Here is a 22,785-nt window from a genome sequence, read left to right as displayed (position 1 = left end):
CCGACAGTTGAAATCAGTACAGCCCATTCATGGCTACCGGTAGCGCAATGGTTCCCAGACACTGCAGGTGTTGCCAGTGCATTCACTGGTTCACCTACCGGAGTTCACCATGTCTGTCGCTTCCTCTGTCTCCCCTGTTTCCACCACCGGCATCCTGGCCGGCAAGGCCGCCTTTGTCACAGGCGGTTCGCGTGGCATCGGTGCCGCCATCGTGCGCCGCCTGGCGCGTGATGGCGCTGCCGTCGCTTTCACCTACACCAGCAACGAAGCACCCGCCAAGGCCCTGGCTGCCGAGATCGAGGCTGCCGGCGGCCGCGCACTGGCACTGCAGGCAGACAGCGCCGACGCGGCAGGCCTCACGGCCGCCATCGATGGCGCCGCGCGCGAACTGGGCCGCCTGGACATCCTCGTGAACAACGCCGGTGTGGCGGTGATGGGCGAGGTCGGCAGCGTTACGCTGGAAGACCTGGACCGCACCCTCGCCGTCAACGTGCGCGGCGTGTTCGTCGCCACCCAGGCCGCCGTGCGGCACATGGGCCAGGGCGGTGCCTACGGCCGCGTGATCACCATCGGCAGCACCAACTCCGAGCGCCTGCCCTGGGCTGGGTTCAGCGTCTACGGCATGAGCAAGGCCGCCATCGTCGGGCTCACAAAGGGCCTGGCGCGCGACCTGGGGCCACGTGGCATCACGGTCAACAACGTGCAGCCCGGCCCGGTGAACACCGACATGAACCCCGCAGATGGCCCCATGGCCGGCGACATGCACAGCATGATGGCGGTCAATCGCCATGCCGATCCGGCCGAGATCGCGGGCATGGTGGCCTACCTGGCCGGGCCCGAATCGGGCATGGTCACGGGCGCCAGCCTGCTGATTGACGGTGGATTCGCCGCCTGAACAGGCTCCCCCTGAGTCGCGTCGCGCCATCGCCCTGAGGGGGACGCCCCCGGCGCTGAGGCTGGATACGCCGCCTTCGCGGCGGGGCGGCCCTTGCGCGGGGGCGCTGGCCTGGGTCGCGCCAGTGCTGTCGGTCACGCACCCATGGGGCGCGTTGGCAGACCTGAGATCAGACTTTCAACTGCGCCACCACGTCGGCCAGCGTGACGTGGCCCTGGAACCCGCCGCTGCTGCGGGCCGGTTGCTCCCGCTCGATGGCGTCGGCAAACACGACGGCCGGGTCGGCGCGCAGCTTCGCCAGGTGGGCGGCCAGGTACGGGTAGGCATCGACCTGCAGCACGCCGTGGTATTCGGCCCAGCGGGCCACCGCCACCAGGTAGGCATCGGCCACGGTCTTCTTGCCGCCGTCGTCCATCCATTCGCGTTGTGCCAGCAGCCGGTCGAGGTGCGCGCAGCCCTTGGCCACCTGCGGGCGGCCCAGTTCGCGCAGCACCTCCTGGCGCGGCGGGTCGCTGGCCATCTCGTAGGCCGCCCACAGCGGTGCAAAGGCCGCGAAGAAATCCGTGGCCAGGTAGGCCAGTGTCTGGTTGAGCCGGTCGTACGCCGGGCTGCCCTGCGGGTAGCCGAGCTGGTGGCTGTTCTGCGCTGCCAGGTGCAGCAGGATGGCCACGCTTTCGGTGACCACGCTGCCGTCGGCCGCCACATAGGCGGGCGTCAGGTTCAGCAGGTTGATGCGCGCATAGGCAGCAGGCCACGGGTGTTCGAGCATCTCGATGCGCGACAGTGCGTAGGGGGCGCCCAGCCATTCGAGCGCGATGGTGCTGGCCAGCGAGCAGCCTTGGGGCACACCGTAGAAAAGGGTCGGGGTCATTGCAGGTCCTCAGGTTGAAAAACGACAAGCAAAAGATACGGATATGGCCTTTGCCTGTGTAGTCGGTCAAAAGTAGACTCATCGTCTCTCTGTGTAGACGATGAATCGCACCGGACCGGTGCCAGGATGTGCCTGCATGCTCAACCTCAACGACCTCCAATCCTTCGTGCGCGTCGTGGACCACGGCGGTTTTGCCGCTGCCGCACGGGCGCTCGAAGTGCCCAAGTCCACGCTGAGCAAGCGTGTCGCGCTGCTGGAGGCCTTGCTCGGGGTGCGCCTCATCCAGCGCAGCTCGCGCGTGTTCGTGGTGACCGACACCGGCCAGGCCTTCTACCGCCACGCTGCGGCCATGCTGGTCGAGGCCGAGGCGGCCGAGAACGTGGTGCGCGGGCTCCAGGCCGAGCCGGCCGGCATCGTGCGCATCACCGCTTCCGTCACCACGGCGCAGCTGGTGCTGGCCGAGCTGCTGCCCGCGCTGGCGGCGCGGCATCCCCGGCTGCAGGTGATGCTGCACGCTACCGATCGCTTCGTGGACCTGGTGCAGGAGGGATTCGACATCGGGGTGCGCGACCACTCCGCCCCGCTGCCCGATTCGGACCTGGTGCAGCGGCGCGTGGGCTACGAGCCGTTCTACGCTGTGGCCGCGCCGGGCTATCTGGCCGGGCATGGCGGGGCTCCCGGTCATCCGCGCGACCTTGCAGCGCACGATGCCCTGCTGCTCTCGCCCGCGCCTTCGGCCCAGGTGTGGACCTTTCTGCGCGGTGCCGAATCCTTGGCTGTGCGGCCGGTGCCGCGCTTCTTTGCCGACGAACCCTGGACCCTGCTGCAGGCGGCGCTGGCGGGCGTGGGCGTCGGCTGCCTGCCGCGCGGGCTGTGCCTGCCGAGCATCGAGGCCGGCCGCCTCGTGCGGCTGCTGCCGGACTTCGGTTATGCCGGCGGCATGACCACCACCTTGCTGATCTCACACCGGCGCGGGCAACTGCCCTCGGTGCGCGCGGCCGTGGACTTCCTGGCCGAGGGCATTGCACGTTACCGTGGATTCGAAGGGGCGGGGCCGCAAAGCGACGAGCCCTTATAGTGGTCCACCACTCCATCCGGGATCCTGCCGTGCACCACACCCTTCGCCTCTCGCACAACGCGCGCGCCACTGCAGTGGCCTTGGCCATTTTGATGGCCGCCTTCAACGCCGGTGCCGTCACCCCGGCCGAGTCAGGCTATGTGGGCGAGTACCGCGGCGGTTCGGTGGACACCGTGGCCCAGCTCGCGCTGCTGGACGACAACACCTACTGCTTCGCCTTCACGGGCGGTGCGCTGGACCTGGTGGCCGCTGGCCGCTGGAAGGCCGAGGGCACGGGCATCCGCCTGCAGCAGGTGCGGCAGGAGCATCCCCTGTTCCCGGCATTCGCCCGCCAGGTGGATGCGCAGGGCGCCATGGTGGAGTTCGACTTCCATGGCTACACCCTGTCCAATGCCCGCGCGCCGGTGTTCGCGGTGTCGGCGGACGACAAGGTGCCCGCCACGCTGCGCCCCCTGTTCACCGAGGGCAACAGCAACTGGTCCGAAAGCTACAAGCTGCCCGCGATGCCGGCCGAGTCGGTGCGCTACTTCTACCTGGGCGACGCAGTGGACGAGAGCCCCGGCAAGCCTCCGGTGGTGAAAGTGGTGCAATACCGGCTGGAAGGCGGCAATGCCGTGCGCGTAGGTTTCGACGAACTGCAGGCCATGCCCCTCATGGACCAGCGGGCCGAGCTCAAGGGCGACGTGCTGTTTCTTTCCGGCAGCCGGCTGGGCCAGCGCCGGCCCCTGAACCCCGATGTCGTCAAGGCGGTGCGCAGTGGCTGCATCGAGCACGCATTGAAGGCCGGCGTTCCACGTCCGCTCAAGCCCGGACAGAACAAGGGCCTGGAACCTGTGAAGACCTTCACCGTCAGCCCGTCAGCCGTTCAGGGCAAGCCCTTCTTCGAAGCCAAGTCCAACTGACAGACCGGCTGCTCAGAGGCTGGGAATTTTTTCGCGCAGGCGGGCATGGACGAAAGATTCCCAGCCTCTCAGGCCGACAGTGCTCCCGCAGGGGCGAGTGGCGCGGTCTCGATCTGCGCCTTGGCCAGGCGCAGCGCCTTGCGCATGTAGCCGCGCCACAGCACGCTGGCCAGCAGCCACAGCACCGGTGCGGCCCACTTCGAGCGGGCATGGAAGGCATGGCGCCAGCGCACCGTGGTTTGCGTGCCGCCGGCCTGCGGGTCGAACCACCAGGCGCCGTCTGCCCCCGTCGCCAGCCAGCGCAGCACGCCCGTGAAGCCACTGACTGTATAGGCGAAGTACTGGGCCGGGCGGTAGTGCTTGAGACCCTCCTGCGCGCTGCTGCCGTCGGACATGGCCACCGTGCGCGTCTGACCCGGCGCATCCCAGGCACCCGTCTGGTCGCGCGTGCCCGTCACCGCCGGCAGGGGGCCGTAGCCGGTGAACAGCGTGGTGGGGTCAATGGGCGCGATATGACCGAACGCCTGTGCGGGCGAGGCCTTGATATGCGTCTGGACCGTGGCGGCAAAGGTGGTCATGGGGCGTTGTCCGGTTCGTGCCTGGGGTGAGTGAACCGAATGTATTGTGGAAGCCCGAAACGATAAATACCGTTTTTCACAACGGACTGTTTGCCAAACCGTGAACAATTGCCCCTTCTCGCACCGAAATAACGGTGTGCAAAGCCGGTTCAGGTGGCGGGCTGCCGGCGCCGCCGGGGTTTTCGGGCCGGTGTGGCCAGTTCCTGCGCGCTCAATCCGAACACCGGGTTGTCCGCCAGCATCTCCACCGCCAGGTCGATGAAGGCGCGCACGCGCGCCGGCTGCGCCGCGCGGCTGCCGTAGTACACGTACAGCCCCAGGTGCTGCGGAATGAAATCGGTGAGCACCGGCACCAGTTGCCCGCTGCGCACCAGCGGGGCGGCCGTTACGCCCACCAACTGCCCGATGGCGTGGCCGCCCAGCACGGCGCGCGCCTCCAGCTCGATGTCGTTGGTGCAGAAGGCGGGCGGTATGGCATGGGCCACGATGTCCTCGCCCACGCGAAACTCCCAGGGCATGGGCTTGCCCGTGGCCGGGTGGCGAAAGCCGCTGCAGCGGTGCTGCACCAGGTCTTCGATGCGGGTGGGTGTGCCATGGCGCGCCAGATACTCCGGTGTGGCGCACACCACCAACTGCAGCCACAGCAGGCGCCGGGCGATCACCCCGCCCTCGGGTGGGTAGCCCGAGCGAAAGCCTACGTCCACCCGGTCCTCCACCCAGTTGCCGATGCGGTCCTCGAGCTGCACATCGGGTTCCACCAGCGGGTAGCGGCGCACGAATTCGTCGACCACGGGCCAGATCACCTCCAGCATCATGGAGCGCGGCGCCGTGATGCGCAGCGGCCCTGCGATCTCCTCGCGCCCGCGCCGCACGCCATGCACGGCGCGCTGCAGCGTGGCCAGCCCGGGCTGCGCCGCATCGAGGAACTGGCGCCCCTCCTCGGTCAGGCTCAGGCTGCGCGTGGTGCGGTGGAACAGCCGCACGCCCAGGTGCGATTCGAGCTGCCCCAGCGCCAGGCTGGCCGCCTGCGGCGTGATGCCCTGGGCCGATGCGGCCTGGCGCAGGCTGCCCAGTTCGGCCGCCTTGGCGAAGGTGGCGATGGCGCGCAGTTCGTTGATGGCCATTATTGACAAGTAACGCTTGAGAATGAAGCGAGTGATTATGGGCTAGTGCGATGGCAATGGTGTGCCTACAGTTGATCCCCATGGCAACGCACCGCGTCTGCCAGAACCCCGAAATTCATTCTCTCCAAGGACTTTTGCCATGACCGCTCACGCTTTGCCCTCCTTTCCCCGTATCTGGCTCATCACTGGCGCCTCGCGCGGCATCGGTGCCCGCATTGCCGAGGCCGCGCTGGCCCAGGGCGATGCCGTGGTGGCCACCTCGCGCAGTGCCGACTCCGTCACAGAGCGCCTGGGCACCAGCGCTGCGCTGCTGCCCCTGGCCCTGGACGTGACCGACGAGGCGCAGGCCCGCCACGCCGTGGGCGCGGCGCTGGAGCGCTTCGGCCGCATCGACGTGCTGGTCAACAACGCGGGCTATGGCCTGCTGGGTGCGGTGGAAGAGGCCACCGCCGACGAGGTGCGCCGCCTGTACGAGACCAATGTGTTCGGCCTGCTGAATGTGACGCGCGCCGTGCTGCCCTCCATGCGCGCGCGCCGCGCCGGCCATGTCATCAATATCTCGTCGCTGGGCGGGGTGCGTTCTGCCGCAGGCTTCGGTGTGTACTGCTCGACCAAGTTCGCCGTGGAAGGCATCACCGAGGCGCTGCACGCCGAACTGGCGCCGCTGGGTATCCACGCCACGGTGGTGGAGCCGGGCTACTTTCGTACCGAGTTCCTCGACACGGCCTCGCTCTCGGTGTCTCCGCTGGTGCTGGAGGACTACGCCGAGAGTGCCGGCGTGATCCGCGAAGCCGCTCGCCGCATCAACCTGAACCAGCCCGGCGACCCCGTGCGCCTGGCCCAGGCCATGATGCAGCTGGTGGCCAGCCCCACGCCGCCGCTGCGCCTGCCGCTGGGCACCGACACGCTGCAGACCATTGCCGACAAGCATGCCTTCGTCGAGAAGGAAACCGCGCAGTGGCGTGCGCTGGCGGCGTCGACGGACTTCCCGGTGCCGGCTGCGGCCTGAGCCTGCACCGACGGTGGGTCAGACCATGCCGCCGTTGGCGCGCAAGGTTTGCCCATTGATCCAGGCGCCATCAGGCCCGACCAGAAAGGACACGGTGCCCGCGATGTCGTCCGGCGTGCCCAAACGGCCCAGCGGGCTCATCTGCGCCAGACGCTCCACCAGCTCGGGCGTCTTGCCGTCGAGGAACAGCGCGGTGGCCGTGGGGCCGGGGGCCACGGCGTTCACGGTGATGTTCTTGCCGCGCAGCTCCTTGGCCAGGATCAGCGTCATGGTTTCCACGGCGCTCTTGGTGGCGGCGTATACCGCGTAGCCGGGCATGGCGGTGCCGACCACGCTGGTGGAAAAATTCACGATGCGCCCGCCCGGCTCCAGCCGGCGCGCGGCCTCGCGCAGGGTGTTGAAGCTGCCCCTGAGGTTGATGGCGATCAGCCGGTCAAAGGTGGCATCGTCGGTATCGGCCAGGTGCGGCGTGTGCGAGGGCATGACGCCCGCGTTGTTCACCAGCACGTCCACGCGGCCGAAGGCCTCGGTGGTCTGGTCGAACAGGCGCGCCACGGCGGTGGCATCGGCCACGTCGGCCTGCACGGCAATGGCCTGGCTGCCCGCGGCGGTGATCGACTGCGCCACCACCTCGGCCTCGGCCGCACTGCCGGCGTAGTTGACCACCACGCGGAAGCCGTCGCGCCCCAGGCGCTGGGCAATGGCGGCGCCGATGCCGCGCGAGGACCCCGTGACGATGGCGACGGGGCGGTGGGTGGGTGTGTCGTTGGCGGCCATGAAAACTCCTGAACGGTGGTGATGGGTGTATTGTTCTGTTGGCGTCGGGTTTGATAAAGGCCCTTGAATTGCCATGACTGTTCAAAAAATACCAACAACCAAGCGCTGCTCCCCATGGACCGATTCGACGCCATGCGCCTGTTCACCCGCATCGTGGAGCTGGGCAGCTTCACCCAGGCCGCGGAAGACCTGCAACTGCCCCGCGCCACGGTGACGCTGGCCGTGCAGCAGCTGGAGAAGCGCCTGGGCGCGCGCCTGCTGCACCGTACCACGCGCCACGTCGGGCCCACGCAGGACGGCGAGGCCTACTACGCGCGCTGCCAGCAGCTGCTGGCCGACCTGGACGAGACAGAAGCCGCATTCGCATCGGCCGGCCAGCAGCCCAAGGGCAAGCTGCGCGTGGACCTGCAGGGTACCCTGGCGCGTTATTTCGTGCTGCCGCGCATCGGCGAGTTCTTTGCGCGCTACCCCGGCGTGGAGCTGGAACTGGGCATGGGCGACCGCCTGGTGGACCTGGTGCGTGAGCGCGTGGACTGCGTGATGCGCGGCGGCGAGCCGGCCGATTCCAGCATGGTCGGCCGGCGCGTGGCGCAGCTCGCCCAGGTGACCTGCGCGAGCCGCGCGTACCTGGCGCGCCATGGCGTGCCCCGCAGCGTGGACGACTTGCGTGGCCACCGCGCGGTGAACTATCTGTCCTCGCGCACCGGCAAGCCCATGCCCCTGGACTTTGTGGTCGACGGCGTGCCGCGCAGCGTGCAGCTCAAGAGCGCGGTGTCCGTGACCGATGCGTTCGCCTATGTGGCCTGCTGCACGGCCGGGCTGGGGATCATCCAGGTGCCGCGCTACCACCTGGAGCCGCAACTGGCCGACGGCAGCCTGGTCGAGGTGCTGGCCGATTGCCGCCCCGCGCCCATGCCGGTGACCGTGCTCTACCCGCACAGCCGCCAGCTTTCGCCGCGCGTGCGTGTGTTCGTGGATTGGCTGGCCGAGGTGATGGCGAGCGCGCGCTAGTTCGCCTGTGCAGGGCGCGAGAACTCCATGACCCAGTTGGTTTCCCAGGTCTGCCCGCCATCGTCCGAGAAGGCCTGCTCCCAGCGCGGCGTGCCGGTGGCGAGGTTCCTGGCCCACTCGAACCGTACCAGGACGGGCCGGCCCTCGAATACTTCCTGGCCGAAGAAGACGCCTTGGTCCGTGCCCGCGAAACCGCCGCTCACCGGTTGCAGCAGCTGGCCCGTGGCCGTGTCCAGCCCGCCCGTCACATTGTCCAGCCAGTAGATGCTCCAGCGCTGCGCCTGGGGATTGAACAGGCGCAGCGCCATGCCCACGTAGCCTGCATTCCAGGTCGTGGGGATGAAGTCATCGCAGTTGCCGATGCCGCCGGACAGGGGCCGCGCAGTGCCTGTGGCGTCGAAAGTTTCCCAGTCGGTGCTGCCCGCAAGCCGCTGCACGAGGCGGGTGTTGCGGATGCGCCAGGGGCCCATCAGGAAGTCGAAATCATGGGCATCGCCAGTGGGCGGGGTGATCGGCATGGGGTGTCTCCGGGATGGGTGTGCGTCATGCGTGCAGGGCCGAACGCGCCGTGGGCTGTAGCCGATGGGTTTCGGGCGCACGCGCCAGCCAGGGGGCCAGGCCCGGCGCCACATCGCGCTGCCAGGCTCCGCCCTGCGCAAAGGCGTCCAGCGCGCCAGCATCGTCGAACAATGCCAGGCCCAGCAGCACATGCTCGCCCTCGCGCACCGGCAGGCGCGGAAAGCTGTTGGGGCCCGTTTCGCTGGCATACCAGGCGGTATGGCGCGCACCACCGGCGCGCAGCGCGGGGTCCATGCGCTCGCGGCAGTACGCCAACAGCTCGGGCGTTGCAGGCTCCTTGAGGTAGAACACCGTGGCATCGAGCAGGCCCGGGGCCACGCCGCTGGCACCCGCAGCGGCGCGGTCGGCGGGCAGGCCATCGGCAGCGCCTGGCCAGGCCGGGTGCAGCAGCAGCACATTGTCGGAATCGACCATGGTGGCATTGGCCGCATCGCGGTGCGCGGCCCACACCGGGCCACCATAGAAGGTCTCGAGCGCCCGCTGGCGCGCCGCCATGTCGGCAAAGCCGCGCAGCCAGACGAAGAGGTCCGGCTGGTTGAGGTCGCGGAACTGGCCGATCACGCGCATGCCTTCGCGCTCCTGGGTTTCGAGGAACTCGCGGTCGAACAGGTCGATCAGCACGTCGCGCTGGCCGGGGTGCAGGGTGTACTGGCGCAGCTCGGCGATGGTGCAGTCGGAAATCGATGGGGTGGTGGGCATGCGGTGCTTCCTGGGTTGGTCAAGCGAAAACAGAGAAGCCCACAGTCTGCGGCGCAATACCTGCCAAGGCATGGCAGGTATTCGCTGCATACTGCACAGCGTCGCTTTTTACTTTTCACCTCCATGCGTGCCAGCCGCCTGTTGTCCATCCAGATGCTGCTCGAAACCCGGGGCCGCATGAGCGCGCAGGCGCTCGCTGACGCGCTCGAGATCTCGGTGCGCACGCTGTACCGTGACGTGGACCAGCTCACAGCGGCGGGCGTGCCGATTTTTGCCGAGCGCGGCCGCCATGGCGGCTTTGCGCTGCTACCGGGCTGGAAGACCACACTGACGGGCCTCACGCCATCCGAGGCGCAGGCCGTGTTCCTGAGCGGCCTGCCCGGCCCGGCCGGCGACCTGGGCCTGGGCGATGACGTGCAGGGTGCGCGCCTGAAATTGCTGGCCGCGCTGCCGGCCCCGTGGCAGGAAGATGCCCTGCGCGTGAGCGACCGCCTGCACCTCGACCCGATGGACTGGTACCGCGAGAGCGCGCCCACGCCCCACCTGGCCACCGTGGCCGCCGCCGTCTGGAGCGGCGAGCAACTGGCCCTGCGCTACGAAAGCTGGGCCGACACGGTGGAGCGCGCCGTGGGGCCGCTGGGGCTGGTGCTCAAGGCGGGCGTCTGGTACCTGGTGGCGCAGCCAGTGGGCAAGGCGCCCACGGACGGCGGGCCGCGTACCTACCGCGTGTCCAACATCCACGCGGCCAAGGCACTGGGTATTCCCGTGCGGCGCCCGGCGCGCTTCGACCTGCCCCGGTACTGGGGCGAGTCCATCCGCCGCTTCGAGTCCAGCCTGTACACCGGCGAGGCCGAGCTGCTGGCCACGCCCGCGGGCCTCAAGGGCCTCGCCGCGCTCAGCAGCGCAGTGGCGCGCGCGGTGGCTGCCGCTGCCCCTTCGCGCCGCAAGGACGGGCGGGTGGCGCTCACCATCCCCATCGAATCGGTGGCCCACGCCTGCGGCCAGCTGATGCGCCAGTCGCCCGAGGTCGAGGTGCTGCGTCCAGTCGCGCTACGGCGCGCGCTGATAGAGCGCGTCCAGGCGACAGCCCGGCTCTACAAGCGGGGCTAAAGCCCCCGCTCCACCATGTCCAGCAGCCGCTGGCCCAGCAGCTGCAGCATGTCGGCGGGTGTTCCGCGCAGCGGCCCGTCGATGCTCAGCAGCGCCATGCCATGCACGGTGGACCAAGCCAGGTACTCGGCGCCCGGCCGGCGCTCGGCCGGCAGGGCTCCGGCGGTCACCAGGTCGTCGAGGGCGGCGGACAGGTGTTCGAACGGGTTCAGGCCCGTCAGGCCGCCCATGGCGGGGTCGGGGTCCTGCTCCACGCGGAACTGCCCGCCGAACGCGGTGCGGAACAGCCCTGTCTCGGCGTGCGCAAAGCGCATGTAGCCGGCACCCACGGCGCGCACCCGGGCATGGGCTTGCTCGGTGGGCGTGCCGCTGGTGGGCACCCCGGCCATTTCGGCCTCCATGGCCTGGGCCACGGCGGCCACGGCGGCGGCGCGCACCGCGGCCAGCAGGTCCTGCCGGTTGGCGAAATGGCGGTAGGCCGCATTGGGCGCCACGCCGGCGCGGCGCGTGGCCTCGCGCAGCACCACGGCATCGGGCCCGCCCTGGCGCGCCAGCTCGATGCCGGCGTCGAGCAAGGCGCGGCGCAGGTCTCCATGGCGGTAGGTACTGCGGGCTGCTGGGGGGCCTGCGGGGGCGCTGTTGCGGGTGGTTACGGACATGGGGATTGCAATGTGGACACTGTCCATTATCTCTGCTATTGTTTGTGAACGGTGTCCACAATGCATGGGCATCCGCTCTTGACCCCTTCCATCCAAGGAGATCCCCTATGAAAGTCGAACCCTATCTGTTCTTCGAAGGCCGCTGCGAAGAGGCCCTGGAGTTTTACCGCCAGGCCCTGGGCGCCGAGGTGACCATGCTCATGCGCTACAAGGACAACCCCGAGCCCGCCGCCGGTGCGGGTTGCTCCGTCGATGGCGCGCCAGGCGCAGGCCCCCAGCCCGAGATGGTGATGCACGCCTCGTTCAACGTGGGCGATACCCAGGTCATGGCGTCCGACGGCATGGGCTCGGGCAAGGCCAGCTTCCAGGGCATCTCGCTGTCGCTGGCACCCGAAACGGAGACGGAGGCCAAGCGCCTGTTCGATGCACTGGCCGCAGGCGGGCAGGTGCAGATGCCCCTGGGCAAGACCTTCTTCTCGCCCGCCTTTGGCATGGTCGCCGACCGCTTCGGCGTATCGTGGATGGTGGTGGTACCCCAATGACGGGCGCCCCCACCCCAGGAGCCGGACCCATGCGCTACCAGGGAAGCTGCCACTGCGGCAAGGTGGCGTTCGAGGTCGAGGGCACCATCGACAGCGCCCTGGCCTGCAACTGCAGCATGTGCCGGCGGCGGGGCTCCCTGCTGTGGTTCGTGCCGCACGGGCAGTTGCGCCTGACCACGCCCGAGGCGGACCTCGCCAGCTACACCTTCCACAAGCACGTCATCCAGCACCGCTTCTGTCCGGCCTGCGGCATCCACACCTTTGGCGAAGGCATGCACCCCGCGGGCCACAAGATGGCGGCCGTGAACCTGCGCACGCTCGACGGCGTGGACCTCGACGCCATTCCCGTGCACCACCACGACGGGCTGGCGATGTAACCCCCCGCCCCCCAAGGAGACCCACCATGATGAATCCCGAACCCCAGGCACCGCACCGCTGGCTGCAGCAACTGCTCGGCGACTGGACCTGCGAATCCACCTGCGACGCAGGGCCCGGCGAGCCGCCCATGACCAGCTCCGGCACCGAGCATGTGCGCCAGCTCGGCGAGCTGTGGGTGCTGGGCGAAGGCACGGGCACCATGCCCGGCGGCGGCGATGCGCGCATGCTCATCACCTTGGGCTATGACCCCGAGAAAAAGGCCTTCATCGGCACCTGGATCGGCTCGATGATGACCCACATGTGGGTTTACCGCGGCACGCTCGACGCCACCGAAAAGGTGCTCCCTCTGGAGACCGAAGGCCCGAGTTTTGCCGGCGACGGCAGCACCGCGAAATACCGCGACACCATCACCCTCCTCGGTCCCGACGAGCGCACGCTGACCTCCTCCACCCTGCAGCCCGATGGCAGCTGGAAGGAGTTCATGAAGGCCACCTACCGCCGCAAGACCTCCTGAGTCAGCACCCGACATGACGCTTCGCATCGAAGGCCGCGCACGCTGGCCCGCGCTCATCCTGCTGTGCCTGGGCGAGCTCATGATCGTGCTGGACACCACCATCGTCAACGTGGCCCTGCCCAGCATCCGCGCCGACCTGGGCTTCACCGAGACGGGGCTGGTCTGGGTGGTCAATGCCTACATGCTGACCTTCGGCGGCTGCCTGCTGCTGGGTGGGCGGCTCGGTGACCTGTATGGGCACCGGCGCCTGTTCCTGGCGGGCATCACGCTGTTCACTCTGGCCTCGCTGGCCTGCGGGCTGGCAAACACGCAGGGCCTGTTGGTGGCGGCACGCGCGGTGCAGGGCGTCGGCGGCGCCGTGGTCTCGGCCGTGGCCTTGTCGCTGATCATGAATCTGTTCACCGAACCTGGGGAGCGGGCCAAGGCCATGGGGGTCTATGGCTTTGTCTGCGCCGGCGGCGGCAGCATCGGTGTGCTGCTGGGCGGCGTGCTCACCAGCCTGCTGAGCTGGCACTGGATCTTTCTCGTCAACATCCCCGTGGGCGTGGCGATCTATGCCGCCTGCCTGGTGCTGCTGCCCGGCGGCAAGGGCCAGGCCAGTGGCCAGCGGCTGGATGTAGCGGGCGCCGTCACGGTGACGGCCGCGCTGATGCTCGCGGTGTACGCCATCGTCAACGGCAACGAAGCGGGCTGGACCTCGGCGCAGTCGCTGGGCCTGCTGGGCGCTTCGGCCGTGCTGCTGGCCGTGTTCGCCGCCATCGAGTCGCGCGTGGCCGCGCCGCTGGTGCCGCTGGCCCTGCTGCGGCTGCGCAACCTGGCGATCTCCAACGTGGTGGGCGTGCTCTGGGCGGCCTCCATGTTCGCCTGGTTCTTCCTCTCGGCGCTGTACATGCAGCTGGTGCTGGGCTACGACGCCATGCAGGTCGGGCTGGCCTTCCTGCCGTCCAACCTCATCATGGCCGGCTGCTCGCTGGGGCTGTCGGCCTGGGTGGTGATGCGCTTCGGCATCCGCAGCACGCTGGGCTGGGGCCTGGCGATGGCGGCCGCTGGGCTGGTGCTGTTTGCGTTGGCGCCGGTGGCAGGCCGCTTCTCGCCGCACGTGCTGCCCGGCATGCTGCTGCTGGGCGTGGGGGCGGGCATCGCGCTCAACCCGCTGCTGCTGGCCGCCATGGGCGACGTGCAGCCCGAGGATTCGGGGCTGGCCTCGGGCGTGGTCAACACTGCTTTCATGATGGGTGGTGCGCTGGGCCTGGCCATCCTCGCCAGCCTGGCCGATGCGCGCACGGGCAGCCTGCGGGCTTCGGGCGCCGGGGCCGCCGTGGCCCTGCATGGCGGTTACCAGCTGGCGTTCTGCGTATCGGCCGTGGCAGCAGGCGTGGCGGCCTTGCTGGGCGGCCTGGCCCTGCGGCCGGCACCGGCACCCGCCGAAGGTGCGCAGCCGGTGCATGCGTGACGGCGCTGGCAGCGGGCTGCCGCGCTTGTGCCTAGAATCGTCGCGACCGCCTGCGGATTGTCCTGCGGCATGCACCGCAGCGTTCCACGGTTGGCACTTCTGTGGCGCTCCAATGGCCCCATCTGTGGCGGGCATGCCGCTCACGATCACGACGGCGCACAACCGAAGGAGGCCCCATGTCGAACAAGCACCCCACGCCCATCCTGCAAAGCCAGCCGCTCGGCCCGCTGTGGCCTACGCTCGACCCGTTCCTGTTCTGCGCGCACCACGACGACGCCTACCCTGCCGGCAACGCCGCCTTCGGCCCGGCCGTGCCGTTGGACGACCGCCAGATCGGCAGCGATTTCAGCCGCAAGGACGGCTGGAGCATGTACCACGGCGAGACCGTGCCCGGCTTTCCTGGCCACCCGCACCGCGGCTTCGAGACCGTGACGCTGGTGCGCAAAGGGCTCATTGACCATTCCGACTCGCTGGGTGCTGCCGCACGCTTCGGCGGCGGCGACGTGCAGTGGGTCACGGCCGGCAAGGGCATCGTGCATTCCGAGATGTTCCCGCTGCTGAGCGCCACCGAGCCCAATCCGCTGGAGCTGTTCCAGATCTGGCTGAACCTGCCTGCACGCCACAAGATGGTGGAGCCGCACTTCACCATGCTCTGGAACGAGCACATCCCGCGCCTGGTACACCACGACGAGGCCGGCCGCACGACCACCGCCACCGTGGTGGCCGGCGCCCTGCCCGCCGCGCCGGCACCGCTGGCGCCGCCACCCGAGTCCTGGGCCTCGCAGCCCGGCGCCGACGTGGCGATCTGGACGCTGCGCCTGGACCCCGGTGCCCAGTGGCCCATGCCGGCCGCGCTGGGTGAGGGCACGCGCCGCATGCTCTACTTCTTCGTGGGCGATGGCCTGCGCGTGGGCCCGCAGGACGTGCAGGAGCATGCCGCGCTGGAGATCGACGCCCGCCAGGAATGGCTGCTGACCAACACCGGCGCCACCGTGGCCGAGTGCCTGATGCTGCAGGGCCGCCCCATCGGCGAACCCGTGGCGCAGTACGGGCCCTTCGTGATGAACACGCAGCAGGAGATCATGCAGGCCATGCAGGACTACCGCCGCACCCAGTTTGGCGGCTGGCCCTGGCCCGACAGCGACCCGGTGCATGGCACCGAGGCCCGGCGCTTTGCGCGCTACCCCGGCCAGACCGAGGACGAGGTTCCCGCAGCCGCTTGAGGGCCGCCGCCCCTGCTTGGGCAGGGGTGGTCCGGGTCGTGGACAATGCCGCATTCCGATCCGCGGGGTGGCGGCCATGCCGCCCCCCTGCTTTTCCTTGCATGAAAGCGCGCCATCCATGAACATCGCCAAAGACACCGCCGTCACCATCGCCTACAAGGTCACCACCCTTGGGGGCAAGCCCCTTGATGCGGGCAACCTGTCCTACCTGCATGGCGGCTACGAGAACATCTTCCCCAAGGTCGAGGCCGCCCTCGAAGGCCAGGCCGCCGGTTTCAGCACCACGCTGGACCTGGCCGTGGAAGACGCCTTCGGCGCACGCGACGAGGGCCTGGTGCGCTCCATCCCCAAGTCCGAGTTCCCCCCGGGCGTGAAGGTCGGTGGCCAGTTGCAGGGCGTGGGCAGCGATGGCCAGCCCGCCGTGTTCAACGTGGTCAAGATCAAGGGCCCCGAAGTACATCTCGATGGCAACCACCCGCTGGCCGGCCAGGCCCTGCGCTTCTCTTGCAAGGTGGCCAGCGTGCGTGCCGCCAGCGCCGAGGAAATCGCCCACCGCCACGTGCATGGCGACCACGGCCACCAGCATTGATCTGAGCAGCAGTCGCCGGCTCAGCCTGCCGGCCGCCGCAGCGCCTGCGGCGGCAGCTCCCAGTGCTCCCAGCGCGTGTCGCGGCGCCCACCGCAGCGGGCATACATGCGCTGGGCTGCGGTATTGCCCGGCATCACCAGCCACTGCAGCCGCGCGGCGCCGATGGCTGCGGCCTGCGCGCGCACCGCATCGAACAACTGCTCGCCCAGGCCCCTGCGCCGGTGGGCTGGTTGCACCCACAGCTCCTTGAGCACCAGCGTGGGCTTCAGGTCGAAGGTGAAGCGGCTCAGCACCCACACCGCATAGCCGGCGAGCGGCGTGCCCGCACCGGCCTGCGCGACCAGGCAGCCGAATTCGCGGTCGGCCCGGTTGCAGGCCAGGCCGCGCGCCAGCAGGTCCTGCTCCGCCACCTCGAACGCATCGGCATAGCCTTCGAACACGGCCAGCGCACGCATCATCGCCAGCAGCTGCGCTGCGTCGTGCGGGCCGGCCTCGCGGATCGGGGCGGACTCAGGCACCCTGGGCGCCCTTTTCCAGGCTGAAGCCCTCGTCGATCCAGCCGGTCAGGCCGCCGATCATCAGCTTCACCGGGCGCCCCAGCCGCGCCAGCCGCACGGCACCCCGGTGGGCACCGTTGCAGTGCGGGCCTGCGCAGTAGACGACGAACAGCGTGCCGGGCGCATAGGCGGCCATCTTCGACTCGATGATCTTGCCGTGCGGCAGGCTCACGGCGCCGGGCACATGGCCGGCCTCGTACAACGCGTGGCTGCGCACGTCGAGCAGTACGAAGTCCTGCACGCCGCGGTCCATGACATCGTGCACATCCCAGCAGTCGGTCTCGAAGGCGAAGGCGGACTCGAAGTGCGCGAGCGCGTCGGCGCTGGGGGCGGCGGGGATGGCGCCCACGGCGCTGGGGGTAGAGGTCATGGCAACTGGCTCCTTGGATGGCGTTTCAGATGCCTCCAGTGTCGCCATGGGGTGCTTCTGCGGCCAGTGGCCGCCATGACAATCTTCGGTAACATTGCGCCATGCCCCACCTTGTCGCGATCCTGGCCTACGACCGCCTGTGTACCTTCGAATTCGGCTGCGCGGTCGAGCTCTTCGCGCTGGAGCGGCCCGAGCTGGAAGCGGTGGACTGGTACCGCTACGCCGTGTGCGCGGTGGAGCCCGGCCCGCTGCGTGCCATGGGCGGAGTGCAGGTGCAGGCACTGCATGGCCTGGCGATGCTCTCGCGCGCCGACACCATCGTCGTGCCCGGCTGGCGCGACGCGGCCGAGCGCCCGCCCGAGGCGCTGCTGCGCGCCCTGCAGCGCGCCTGGCGGCGCGGTGCCCGGGTCTGCTCCATCTGCTCAGGCGTGTTCGTGCTCGCGCATGCGGGGCTGCTCGCGGGCCGGCGTGCCACCACGCACTGGCGCCATGCCGAGCGCCTGGCGCACGAGTTCCCCAACATCACAGTGGATGTGTCGGCGCTGTACGTGGACGAAGGCCAGGCCATTACTTCGGCGGGTTCCGCCGCGGGCCTGGACATGCTGCTGCACCTGGTGCGGCGCGACCATGGCGCGCGCGTGGCGAACACCGTGGCCCAGCGGCTGGTGATGTCGCCGCACCGCGATGGCGGGCAGGCGCAGTTCGTACCGCGGCCCATGCCGTCCGCCGAGGTGAGCACCATCGCGCGCCTGCTCGACTGGCTGCGCGAGAACGCCCGCCAGGCGCACACGGTGGACTCCATGGCGGCGTTTGCGCAGATGAGCCGGCGCACGCTGCAACGGCGCTTCAAGGAGAGCACGGGCCTGTCGCCGCAGGACTGGCTGGTGCGCGAGCGGGTGGCCATCGCCAAGGAACTGCTCGAAACGCACCCGGCCATGCCCATCGATGCGGTGGCCGACCTCGCAGGCCTGGGTTCGCCCGAGTCGCTGCGCCGGCACTTTCGCCTGCACCGGCTGCCGGCGCCCACGCGCTACCGGCAGAACTTTTCAGGCCTTGCGGGTGAGTCCGCGTCCTTGCAACACGGGCTCGGCTGACAGCCGCTCGCGCGCGAACTCCACAAAGGCGCGCACCTTGGCCGGTGCGCGCCGCCCCGCAGGGTAGACGATGTGTACCGGCACCGGCGGGGGTTCGTGCGTGGCCAGCACCACGCGCAACCGGCCCGCGCGCACACCCTGCGCTGCCTGGTAGGCCAGGCAGCGCGTCAGGCCCAGGCCCGACTCGGCCGCGGCGATGTCCACCTCGTTGCTGTTGCTGATCCAGCTGAAATGCGGCTGGCCGACCACGCCCTCCTTGAACTTCCACGGCGAGACGCTGTTGTTGTCGAACGAGAAGCCGATGGCGCGGTGCGCCGCCAGCTCACCGGGGTGGCGTGGCTCGCCATGCTGCGCCAGGTAGGCGGGCGAGGCCACCACCAGCCGGCGCAGTGTGCCCACCTGCACGGCGGTGAGACCCGAGTCCGGCAGGTGGGCGATGCGGATCGCGACGTCCATGCCCTCTTCGAGCAGATGCACCAGCCGGTTCACGAACAGCGTGCGCACCTGCACGCGCGGCTGGGCGTGCAGAAAGGCCTGCACGATGGGCGCCACATGCCGCATGCCGAACATGTGCGGCGCGGTGATGGCCAGCAGCCCCTGGGGCTCGGCCTGCGCGCCGCGGGCGGCCTGCTCGGCCTCCTGCAGGTCGGTGAGGAGGGGCCGGCAGTCGGCCAGGAAGCGCTCGCCCGCCTCGGTGAGCCGCACGGTGCGCGTGCTGCGATGGAACAGCAGCACCGACAGGCGTGCCTCCAGCGCCGCAATGGCGCGCGTAACGGCCGTGGCCGACACCCCCAGGCGCCGCGCGGCGGCGGCAAAGCCCCCGGCATCGGCCACGGCGATAAAGCAGCGCAGGGTGTCCAGATGGTCCATTGTTGCGAAATCCGCAATTTTGATTGCCGCACTATGGCTATTCACGGCAGATTTGGCAATGGATATCGTGGAGGCCTCTGTGTACTTCCCCTCCGACAAGGACCTCGCACCATGGCACCCTCCGCACCCCTCACGCTCTACCGCATGCCCATCTCGGGCCACAGCCACCGGGTCGAGCTCATGCTGTCCATGCTCGGCCTGCCCCACCAGCTGGTCCATGTGGACGTGATCGCTGGCGAGCACCGCCAGGCCGCCCACCTGGCGCGCAACCCACTGGGCCAGATCCCGGTGCTGGTCGATGGCGACCTGGTGCTGTCCGACAGCAATGGCATCCTGGTCTACCTGGTGCAGCGCTATGCACCGGGCAGCCACTGGATGCCGCAGGACCCGGTGGGCCAGGCCGGCCTGCAGCGCTGGTTCAGCCTGGCGGCCGGCATGCTGGCGCCCGGGGCATCGAGCGCGCGCTTCGCGGCCATCACGGGCCGCGAACCGAGCGAGGCGGCGCTGGCCATCGGCCGCCGGCTGTTCGACTTCATGGAGCCCGCGCTCGAAGGCCGTGACTGGCTGCTGGGTGGCGCAGCCCCCACGCTGGCCGACATCGCCATGGTGAGCTACACCTCGCAGGCGCCGATCGGCGGGCTCTCGCTGGCCGCCTACCCGCGCATCGCCGCCTGGGTGGCGCGCATGCAAGCCCTGCCGGGCTATGTGCCGCTGGCCGACCGCCTGCCAGCCCCTGACGCCGTGGTGCCGGCATGAGCGCCGCGCCCGCCGCCGCCTTCCACGTGGGCGAGCAGGCCCTACAGGAGCGTGTGGGCGTGCGCGAGCGCATGGCCGCCGTTGGCCCCGTGGTGTTGCGCGACCACATGCCCGACCAGCACCGCGAACTGTTCGAAAAGCTGCCCACGCTGCTGCTGGGCGCGCTCGACGACCAGGGCCAGCCCTGGGCCACGATGGTGGCCGGGCCGCCCGGGTTCGTGCAGACGCCCGATGCCGGTGCCATGCACCTGGCCGTGGCGCCCGATGCGGCCGACCCGGTGCTGGCCCGGCTGGTACCCGGTGCGCCGCTGGGCGTGCTCGGCCTGGAGCCGCACACGCGCCGGCGCAACCGCATGAACGGGCGGGTGGCGGCCTTCGGTGCCCACGGGTTGGAAGTGGGCGTGGTGCAGAGCTTCGGCAATTGCCCCAAGTACATCCAGGCCCGCTTGCCCGGCCTGCGCGCGGTGGTGACGCCCGCCGCGCCGGCGCAGGTGCTGGGCGCGGGGCTCGATGCCGCGGCGCTGGGCCTGATCGCGCGCAGCGACACGATGTTCATCGCCAGCGCCTCGGCCGCACACCCGGGCACACGGCGCAACGAAGGCGTGGATGTGTCGCACCGCGGCGGCGAGCCGGGCTTCGTGCATGCCGAACACTCGGAGCAGGGACTGGTACTGACCCTGCCCGACTACCCCGGCAACCTGTTCTTCAACACCCTGGGCAATCTCGCGCTGCACCCGCAGGCCGGGCTGCTGTGGGTGGACTACGAGGACGGCGGCCTGCTGCATGTGGCCGCCCGCGCCGAGCTGCTCTGGGACGAGGCGTCGCGTGCGCGCTGGCCCGGCGCGCAGCGCGTGCTGCGGCTGCAGGTGCTGGGCGGTGTGTGGCGTGCCAATGCGCTGCCCTGGCGCTGGACGGTGGCCGAGCCCGCACCGCAGTTCAGTGCGATGCGTGCGCGTGCGACGGGATGAGCGGCGCGATGGCCTTGCGTGGTGTGGTGGGCTCGGCCTGCACCATGCGCGCGCTGCGTTCGTGGGCGCCCCGGGTCAGCTCGGTGATCAGGGAGGCTTCGGGCAGGTTGTGCCAGTAGCGTTGCGGCATCTCCTTGCGCATCATGTCGGTCTTCAGGCGCGCGGGATTGAAGATGTGGCGGTAGTAGGTGAGCCACAGGGCCTCGCCCGCATCGGGCGGCGGCGCATCGCTGCGCTGGCCGCCCGGTCCGGTGTGCAATTGCGTGCCGTCCCAGCGCACGCTGGCATCGGGCGTGAGGATGGCCCAGTGCATCTGTGTGAAGCGCCGCACGAAGAAGCCGGCATTGGCCTCGGTGATGAAGTGGTCGGGCTCGAACCAGGCCACCTGCACCGTCCGCCCCTCGCTGTCGGTCACCGGGCGAAAGCGCACGAAGGCGTGCATCTTGTGCATGTCGCGCGCCACGGCACGCACCATGTGGTGGGCCTGCATGCGGTCGGCATCGAGCGGGTCGTGGCGCAGGCCGCGCTCATGTGCGAGGCGCCACAGCAGCCGGTACATGAGTGCAAAGCGCGCCGGGTTGCGGTGCAGCACCAGGCGTTCGCACAGGCGCAGGAAATCCTCGGGCACCCGCGGTGCCGGACCGGCTGCCGGCTGTGACTGCGGGTCCGGTGAGGGGGATGGGGCGCCGAACAGGTCCTGTCCGGCCTCTTGCGGGGTGAACCACTCCACGTCCTGCGGCGGCACACGGGTCTGCACCAGCGTGCGTGCGGCCTGGCGAAAGCCTGCCCAGTCGGTGGCGTGTGCGAGGGTGACGGTGTGCTGGCCCATGGGATCTGCCTCTCAGTCGAACAGCCCGCGCTGCGCGGGAGGCGGGGCCATGCGGGCGGCCAGGTCGGCCGCATCCAGCGTGCGGCCCGGCCGATAGTCGGCCGCCTCCACGAAGGGCAGCACCTTCTTGAGCGGCACGCGCAGCCGCGCCAGGTCGGCATGGCGCAGGCGGCGCACACGGCGCGCAGCCAGCAGGCGGTCCACGGTCTGCACGCCGAAGCCGGGCACGCGCAGCATCAGCTCGCGCGGCGCGGTGTTCAGGTTCACGGGGAAGCGCTCGCGGTGCGCAATCGCCCAGGCGAGCTTGGGGTCCATGTCCAGCGCCAGCATGCCGTCCTGGCCGGCGGGCACGATCTCGCCGTGTGCGAAGCCGTAAAAGCGCATCAGCCAGTCGGCCTGGTACAGGCGGTGCTCGCGCACGGTGGGCGGTGCGACCAGCGGCAGCGCGCGCGCCGCATCGGGAATGGGGCTGAAGGCCGAGTAGTACACGCGCCGCAGCCGGTGTACGCCATACAGCCCGGCGCTCGTGGCCAGGATGGTGCGGTCGTCGGTGGCGTCGGCGCCGACGATCATCTGCGTGCTCTGGCCGCCCGGCGCAAAGTGCGGGGCCGGGGCCCGGCGGGTGCGCGCCGAGGCAGGCATGGACACCGCCTTGGTGGCCGCCTGCTCCTTGCGCGCCTGCCGCGCGTCCTCGATGTGTACCGCCATGCGCGCCATGGAGCGTGCGATGGCCGCCCCGTCCTTCTGCGGCGCCAGGGCCGTGAGCCCTTCGGGCGTGGGCAGTTCCACGTTGATGCTCAGCCGGTCGGCATGGCGGCCCGCGCGCTCCATGAGCTCGGGCGAGGCATCGGGAATGGTCTTGAGGTGGATGTAGCCGCAGAAATCGTGCTCCTCGCGCAGCACGCGCGCCACCTCCACCACCTGCTCCATGGTGTAGTCGGGGCTCTGGATGATGCCGCTGGAGAGGAACAGCCCCTCGATGCAGTTGCGCCGGTAGAAGTCCAGCGTAAGGTCCACCACTTCCTGCACCGTGAATCGGGCGCGCGGCACATTGCTGCTGAGCCGGTTCACGCAGTACAGGCAGTCGTACTGGCAGAAATTGGTGAGCAGGATCTTGAGCAGCGAGATGCAACGCCCGTCGGGTGCATAGCTGTGGCAGATGCCCATGCCCTCGGTCGAACCCATGCCGCGCCCGCCCACGGAATCGCGCGGCGCGGCGCCGCTCGACGCGCAGGAGGCGTCGTACTTGGCGGCGTCGGCCAATATGGCCAGTTTGGATTGCAAGATCACTGGATGAATTTACAGTGATTTGCAGGGTTTGACCAGTGCAGGGGTATTGCGGCCTCCCCC

General features: G+C 69.7%; 27 protein-coding genes. 15 read left to right on the top strand and 12 right to left on the bottom strand.

All coding sequences use genetic code 11. From position 1 onward, the window contains the following. Positions 1-109 precede the first annotated feature (109 nt). Positions 110-895: an SDR family oxidoreductase gene (locus tag AC0IZS_RS07320; protein WP_471635023.1), complete on the top strand. Its 786-nt coding sequence runs from the start codon at positions 110-112 to the stop codon at positions 893-895. 169 nt (positions 896-1,064) lie between these two features. Here the strand turns inward: AC0IZS_RS07320 and AC0IZS_RS07315 are convergent, their stop codons facing one another. Further along, positions 1,065-1,766: a glutathione S-transferase family protein gene (locus AC0IZS_RS07315; protein WP_471635022.1), complete on the bottom strand. Its 702-nt coding sequence runs from the start codon at positions 1,764-1,766 to the stop codon at positions 1,065-1,067. A gap of 136 nt (positions 1,767-1,902) precedes the next feature. Between AC0IZS_RS07315 and AC0IZS_RS07310 the strand changes: the two genes are divergently transcribed. After that, entirely contained in the window at positions 1,903-2,844 is a 942-nt protein-coding gene (locus AC0IZS_RS07310) for a LysR substrate-binding domain-containing protein (protein ID WP_471635021.1), read from the top strand. Positions 2,845-2,873: 29 nt separating this feature from the next. Beyond that, entirely contained in the window at positions 2,874-3,746 is an 873-nt protein-coding gene (locus AC0IZS_RS07305; RefSeq protein WP_471635020.1) for a hypothetical protein, read from the top strand. 68 nt (positions 3,747-3,814) lie between these two features. Here AC0IZS_RS07305 and AC0IZS_RS07300 read toward each other — a convergent pair whose 3' ends face one another. Together AC0IZS_RS07300 and AC0IZS_RS07295 are read right to left on the bottom strand one after the other, a co-directional pair. Then, positions 3,815-4,324 carry an SRPBCC family protein gene (locus AC0IZS_RS07300; RefSeq protein WP_471635019.1) on the bottom strand — a complete coding sequence of 170 codons (510 nt, stop codon included), beginning with the start codon at positions 4,322-4,324 and terminating at the stop codon, positions 3,815-3,817. A 149-nt stretch (positions 4,325-4,473) separates the two neighbouring features. Next, on the bottom strand, positions 4,474-5,448 hold the full coding sequence (locus tag AC0IZS_RS07295; RefSeq protein ID WP_471635018.1) for a LysR family transcriptional regulator: 975 nt from the start codon (positions 5,446-5,448) through the stop codon (positions 4,474-4,476). Positions 5,449-5,587: 139 nt separating this feature from the next. On the opposite strand from AC0IZS_RS07295, the gene AC0IZS_RS07290 reads away from it, so the two are divergent. Further along, positions 5,588-6,457, top strand: coding sequence for an oxidoreductase (locus AC0IZS_RS07290; protein WP_471635017.1), 870 nt, complete (start codon positions 5,588-5,590; stop codon positions 6,455-6,457). Positions 6,458-6,475: 18 nt separating this feature from the next. Here the strand turns inward: AC0IZS_RS07290 and AC0IZS_RS07285 are convergent, their stop codons facing one another. Further along, positions 6,476-7,234: an SDR family oxidoreductase gene (locus AC0IZS_RS07285; protein ID WP_471635016.1), complete on the bottom strand. Its 759-nt coding sequence runs from the start codon at positions 7,232-7,234 to the stop codon at positions 6,476-6,478. A gap of 114 nt (positions 7,235-7,348) precedes the next feature. On the opposite strand from AC0IZS_RS07285, the gene AC0IZS_RS07280 reads away from it, so the two are divergent. After that, on the top strand, positions 7,349-8,245 hold the full coding sequence (locus AC0IZS_RS07280; RefSeq protein ID WP_471635015.1) for a LysR family transcriptional regulator: 897 nt from the start codon (positions 7,349-7,351) through the stop codon (positions 8,243-8,245). On the opposite strand, the gene AC0IZS_RS07275 is transcribed toward AC0IZS_RS07280, so the two are convergent. Together AC0IZS_RS07275 and AC0IZS_RS07270 are read right to left on the bottom strand one after the other, a co-directional pair. Next, positions 8,242-8,763, bottom strand: coding sequence for a hypothetical protein (locus AC0IZS_RS07275; RefSeq protein ID WP_471635014.1), 522 nt, complete (start codon positions 8,761-8,763; stop codon positions 8,242-8,244). The two genes, AC0IZS_RS07280 and AC0IZS_RS07275, sit on opposite strands and share 4 nt — an antisense overlap. 25 nt (positions 8,764-8,788) lie before the next feature. After that, on the bottom strand, positions 8,789-9,523 hold the full coding sequence (locus AC0IZS_RS07270) for an NIPSNAP family protein (RefSeq protein ID WP_471635013.1): 735 nt from the start codon (positions 9,521-9,523) through the stop codon (positions 8,789-8,791). 123 nt (positions 9,524-9,646) lie between these two features. Between AC0IZS_RS07270 and AC0IZS_RS07265 the strand changes: the two genes are divergently transcribed. Continuing rightward, complete coding sequence (locus AC0IZS_RS07265) at positions 9,647-10,633, top strand: helix-turn-helix transcriptional regulator (RefSeq protein ID WP_471635012.1); 987 nt, start codon at positions 9,647-9,649, stop codon at positions 10,631-10,633. On the opposite strand, the gene AC0IZS_RS07260 is transcribed toward AC0IZS_RS07265, so the two are convergent. Continuing rightward, positions 10,630-11,319, bottom strand: coding sequence for a TetR/AcrR family transcriptional regulator (locus tag AC0IZS_RS07260; protein WP_471635011.1), 690 nt, complete (start codon positions 11,317-11,319; stop codon positions 10,630-10,632). The two genes, AC0IZS_RS07265 and AC0IZS_RS07260, sit on opposite strands and share 4 nt — an antisense overlap. Before the next feature lie 80 nt (positions 11,320-11,399). On the opposite strand from AC0IZS_RS07260, the gene AC0IZS_RS07255 reads away from it, so the two are divergent. The 6 genes from AC0IZS_RS07255 (at position 11,400) to AC0IZS_RS07230 (ending at position 15,991) form a co-directional block, all read left to right on the top strand. Then, positions 11,400-11,834, top strand: a complete 435-nt coding sequence (locus AC0IZS_RS07255) for a VOC family protein (protein ID WP_471635010.1) — start codon at positions 11,400-11,402, stop codon at positions 11,832-11,834. Positions 11,835-11,863: 29 nt separating this feature from the next. Beyond that, entirely contained in the window at positions 11,864-12,211 is a 348-nt protein-coding gene (locus AC0IZS_RS07250) for a GFA family protein (protein WP_471635009.1), read from the top strand. 26 nt (positions 12,212-12,237) lie between these two features. Further along, positions 12,238-12,726 (top strand): DUF1579 domain-containing protein, encoded by a 489-nt coding sequence (locus AC0IZS_RS07245; protein WP_471635008.1) that lies wholly within the window; start codon positions 12,238-12,240, stop codon positions 12,724-12,726. Positions 12,727-12,739: 13 nt separating this feature from the next. After that, a complete protein-coding gene (locus AC0IZS_RS07240) occupies positions 12,740-14,179 on the top strand; it encodes an MFS transporter (RefSeq protein ID WP_471635007.1) in 1,440 nt (479 codons plus the stop codon). A gap of 176 nt (positions 14,180-14,355) precedes the next feature. Next, on the top strand, positions 14,356-15,402 hold the full coding sequence (locus AC0IZS_RS07235; RefSeq protein ID WP_471635006.1) for a pirin family protein: 1,047 nt from the start codon (positions 14,356-14,358) through the stop codon (positions 15,400-15,402). A gap of 118 nt (positions 15,403-15,520) precedes the next feature. Then, positions 15,521-15,991: an FKBP-type peptidyl-prolyl cis-trans isomerase gene (locus tag AC0IZS_RS07230; protein ID WP_471635005.1), complete on the top strand. Its 471-nt coding sequence runs from the start codon at positions 15,521-15,523 to the stop codon at positions 15,989-15,991. 20 nt (positions 15,992-16,011) lie between these two features. Here AC0IZS_RS07230 and AC0IZS_RS07225 read toward each other — a convergent pair whose 3' ends face one another. Both AC0IZS_RS07225 and AC0IZS_RS07220 read right to left on the bottom strand, forming a co-directional pair. After that, a complete protein-coding gene (locus tag AC0IZS_RS07225) occupies positions 16,012-16,509 on the bottom strand; it encodes a GNAT family N-acetyltransferase (protein ID WP_471635004.1) in 498 nt (165 codons plus the stop codon). Then, positions 16,502-16,918 carry a rhodanese-like domain-containing protein gene (locus tag AC0IZS_RS07220; protein WP_471635003.1) on the bottom strand — a complete coding sequence of 139 codons (417 nt, stop codon included), beginning with the start codon at positions 16,916-16,918 and terminating at the stop codon, positions 16,502-16,504. Before AC0IZS_RS07220 ends, AC0IZS_RS07225 begins: the two co-directional genes overlap by 8 nt. 101 nt (positions 16,919-17,019) lie before the next feature. On the opposite strand from AC0IZS_RS07220, the gene ftrA reads away from it, so the two are divergent. After that, positions 17,020-18,012, top strand: coding sequence for a transcriptional regulator FtrA (gene ftrA, locus AC0IZS_RS07215; protein ID WP_471635002.1), 993 nt, complete (start codon positions 17,020-17,022; stop codon positions 18,010-18,012). Here ftrA and AC0IZS_RS07210 read toward each other — a convergent pair. Beyond that, on the bottom strand, positions 17,965-18,882 hold the full coding sequence (locus AC0IZS_RS07210) for a LysR family transcriptional regulator (protein ID WP_471635001.1): 918 nt from the start codon (positions 18,880-18,882) through the stop codon (positions 17,965-17,967). The genes ftrA and AC0IZS_RS07210 overlap by 48 nt on opposite strands. Positions 18,883-18,993: 111 nt before the next feature. Here AC0IZS_RS07210 and AC0IZS_RS07205 point away from each other — a divergent pair, with 111 nt between their 5' ends. Next, a complete protein-coding gene (locus AC0IZS_RS07205) occupies positions 18,994-19,638 on the top strand; it encodes a glutathione S-transferase family protein (protein WP_471635000.1) in 645 nt (214 codons plus the stop codon). Then, positions 19,635-20,606: a flavin-nucleotide-binding protein gene (locus tag AC0IZS_RS07200; protein WP_471634999.1), complete on the top strand. Its 972-nt coding sequence runs from the start codon at positions 19,635-19,637 to the stop codon at positions 20,604-20,606. The genes AC0IZS_RS07205 and AC0IZS_RS07200 overlap by 4 nt, the downstream gene beginning before the upstream one ends. Here AC0IZS_RS07200 and AC0IZS_RS07195 read toward each other — a convergent pair. Both AC0IZS_RS07195 and AC0IZS_RS07190 read right to left on the bottom strand, forming a co-directional pair. After that, on the bottom strand, positions 20,575-21,435 hold the full coding sequence (locus tag AC0IZS_RS07195) for a TIGR03915 family putative DNA repair protein (RefSeq protein WP_471634998.1): 861 nt from the start codon (positions 21,433-21,435) through the stop codon (positions 20,575-20,577). The genes AC0IZS_RS07200 and AC0IZS_RS07195 overlap by 32 nt on opposite strands. 12 nt (positions 21,436-21,447) lie before the next feature. Continuing rightward, the gene (locus AC0IZS_RS07190) at positions 21,448-22,725 is read right to left on the bottom strand and encodes a putative DNA modification/repair radical SAM protein (protein WP_471634997.1); all 1,278 of its coding nucleotides are present in this window, start codon (positions 22,723-22,725) and stop codon (positions 21,448-21,450) included. Between the last annotated feature and the right edge of the window lie 60 nt (positions 22,726-22,785).

This window comes from Acidovorax sp. AC410, assembly GCF_979253235.1.
This window is presented reverse-complemented; position numbering and strand designations above follow the sequence as displayed.

Coding starts and splice junctions, on each gene's coding strand:
- AC0IZS_RS07200 (WP_471634999.1), top strand. CDS start 19,635: ATGAGCGCCGCGCCCGCCGCCGCCTTCCACGTGGGCGAGCAGGCCCTA.
- AC0IZS_RS07210 (WP_471635001.1), bottom strand. CDS start 18,882: ATGGACCATCTGGACACCCTGCGCTGCTTTATCGCCGTGGCCGATGCC.
- AC0IZS_RS07270 (WP_471635013.1), bottom strand. CDS start 9,523: ATGCCCACCACCCCATCGATTTCCGACTGCACCATCGCCGAGCTGCGC.
- AC0IZS_RS07310 (WP_471635021.1), top strand. CDS start 1,903: ATGCTCAACCTCAACGACCTCCAATCCTTCGTGCGCGTCGTGGACCAC.
- AC0IZS_RS07295 (WP_471635018.1), bottom strand. CDS start 5,448: ATGGCCATCAACGAACTGCGCGCCATCGCCACCTTCGCCAAGGCGGCC.
- AC0IZS_RS07285 (WP_471635016.1), bottom strand. CDS start 7,234: ATGGCCGCCAACGACACACCCACCCACCGCCCCGTCGCCATCGTCACG.
- AC0IZS_RS07220 (WP_471635003.1), bottom strand. CDS start 16,918: ATGACCTCTACCCCCAGCGCCGTGGGCGCCATCCCCGCCGCCCCCAGC.
- AC0IZS_RS07240 (WP_471635007.1), top strand. CDS start 12,740: ATGACGCTTCGCATCGAAGGCCGCGCACGCTGGCCCGCGCTCATCCTG.
- AC0IZS_RS07315 (WP_471635022.1), bottom strand. CDS start 1,766: ATGACCCCGACCCTTTTCTACGGTGTGCCCCAAGGCTGCTCGCTGGCC.
- AC0IZS_RS07250 (WP_471635009.1), top strand. CDS start 11,864: ATGCGCTACCAGGGAAGCTGCCACTGCGGCAAGGTGGCGTTCGAGGTC.
- AC0IZS_RS07280 (WP_471635015.1), top strand. CDS start 7,349: ATGGACCGATTCGACGCCATGCGCCTGTTCACCCGCATCGTGGAGCTG.
- AC0IZS_RS07275 (WP_471635014.1), bottom strand. CDS start 8,763: ATGCCGATCACCCCGCCCACTGGCGATGCCCATGATTTCGACTTCCTG.
- AC0IZS_RS07195 (WP_471634998.1), bottom strand. CDS start 21,435: ATGGGCCAGCACACCGTCACCCTCGCACACGCCACCGACTGGGCAGGC.
- AC0IZS_RS07290 (WP_471635017.1), top strand. CDS start 5,588: ATGACCGCTCACGCTTTGCCCTCCTTTCCCCGTATCTGGCTCATCACT.
- AC0IZS_RS07300 (WP_471635019.1), bottom strand. CDS start 4,324: ATGACCACCTTTGCCGCCACGGTCCAGACGCATATCAAGGCCTCGCCC.
- ftrA (WP_471635002.1), top strand. CDS start 17,020: ATGCCCCACCTTGTCGCGATCCTGGCCTACGACCGCCTGTGTACCTTC.
- AC0IZS_RS07320 (WP_471635023.1), top strand. CDS start 110: ATGTCTGTCGCTTCCTCTGTCTCCCCTGTTTCCACCACCGGCATCCTG.
- AC0IZS_RS07235 (WP_471635006.1), top strand. CDS start 14,356: ATGTCGAACAAGCACCCCACGCCCATCCTGCAAAGCCAGCCGCTCGGC.
- AC0IZS_RS07265 (WP_471635012.1), top strand. CDS start 9,647: ATGCGTGCCAGCCGCCTGTTGTCCATCCAGATGCTGCTCGAAACCCGG.
- AC0IZS_RS07205 (WP_471635000.1), top strand. CDS start 18,994: ATGGCACCCTCCGCACCCCTCACGCTCTACCGCATGCCCATCTCGGGC.
- AC0IZS_RS07260 (WP_471635011.1), bottom strand. CDS start 11,319: ATGGACAGTGTCCACATTGCAATCCCCATGTCCGTAACCACCCGCAAC.
- AC0IZS_RS07245 (WP_471635008.1), top strand. CDS start 12,238: ATGATGAATCCCGAACCCCAGGCACCGCACCGCTGGCTGCAGCAACTG.
- AC0IZS_RS07255 (WP_471635010.1), top strand. CDS start 11,400: ATGAAAGTCGAACCCTATCTGTTCTTCGAAGGCCGCTGCGAAGAGGCC.
- AC0IZS_RS07230 (WP_471635005.1), top strand. CDS start 15,521: ATGAACATCGCCAAAGACACCGCCGTCACCATCGCCTACAAGGTCACC.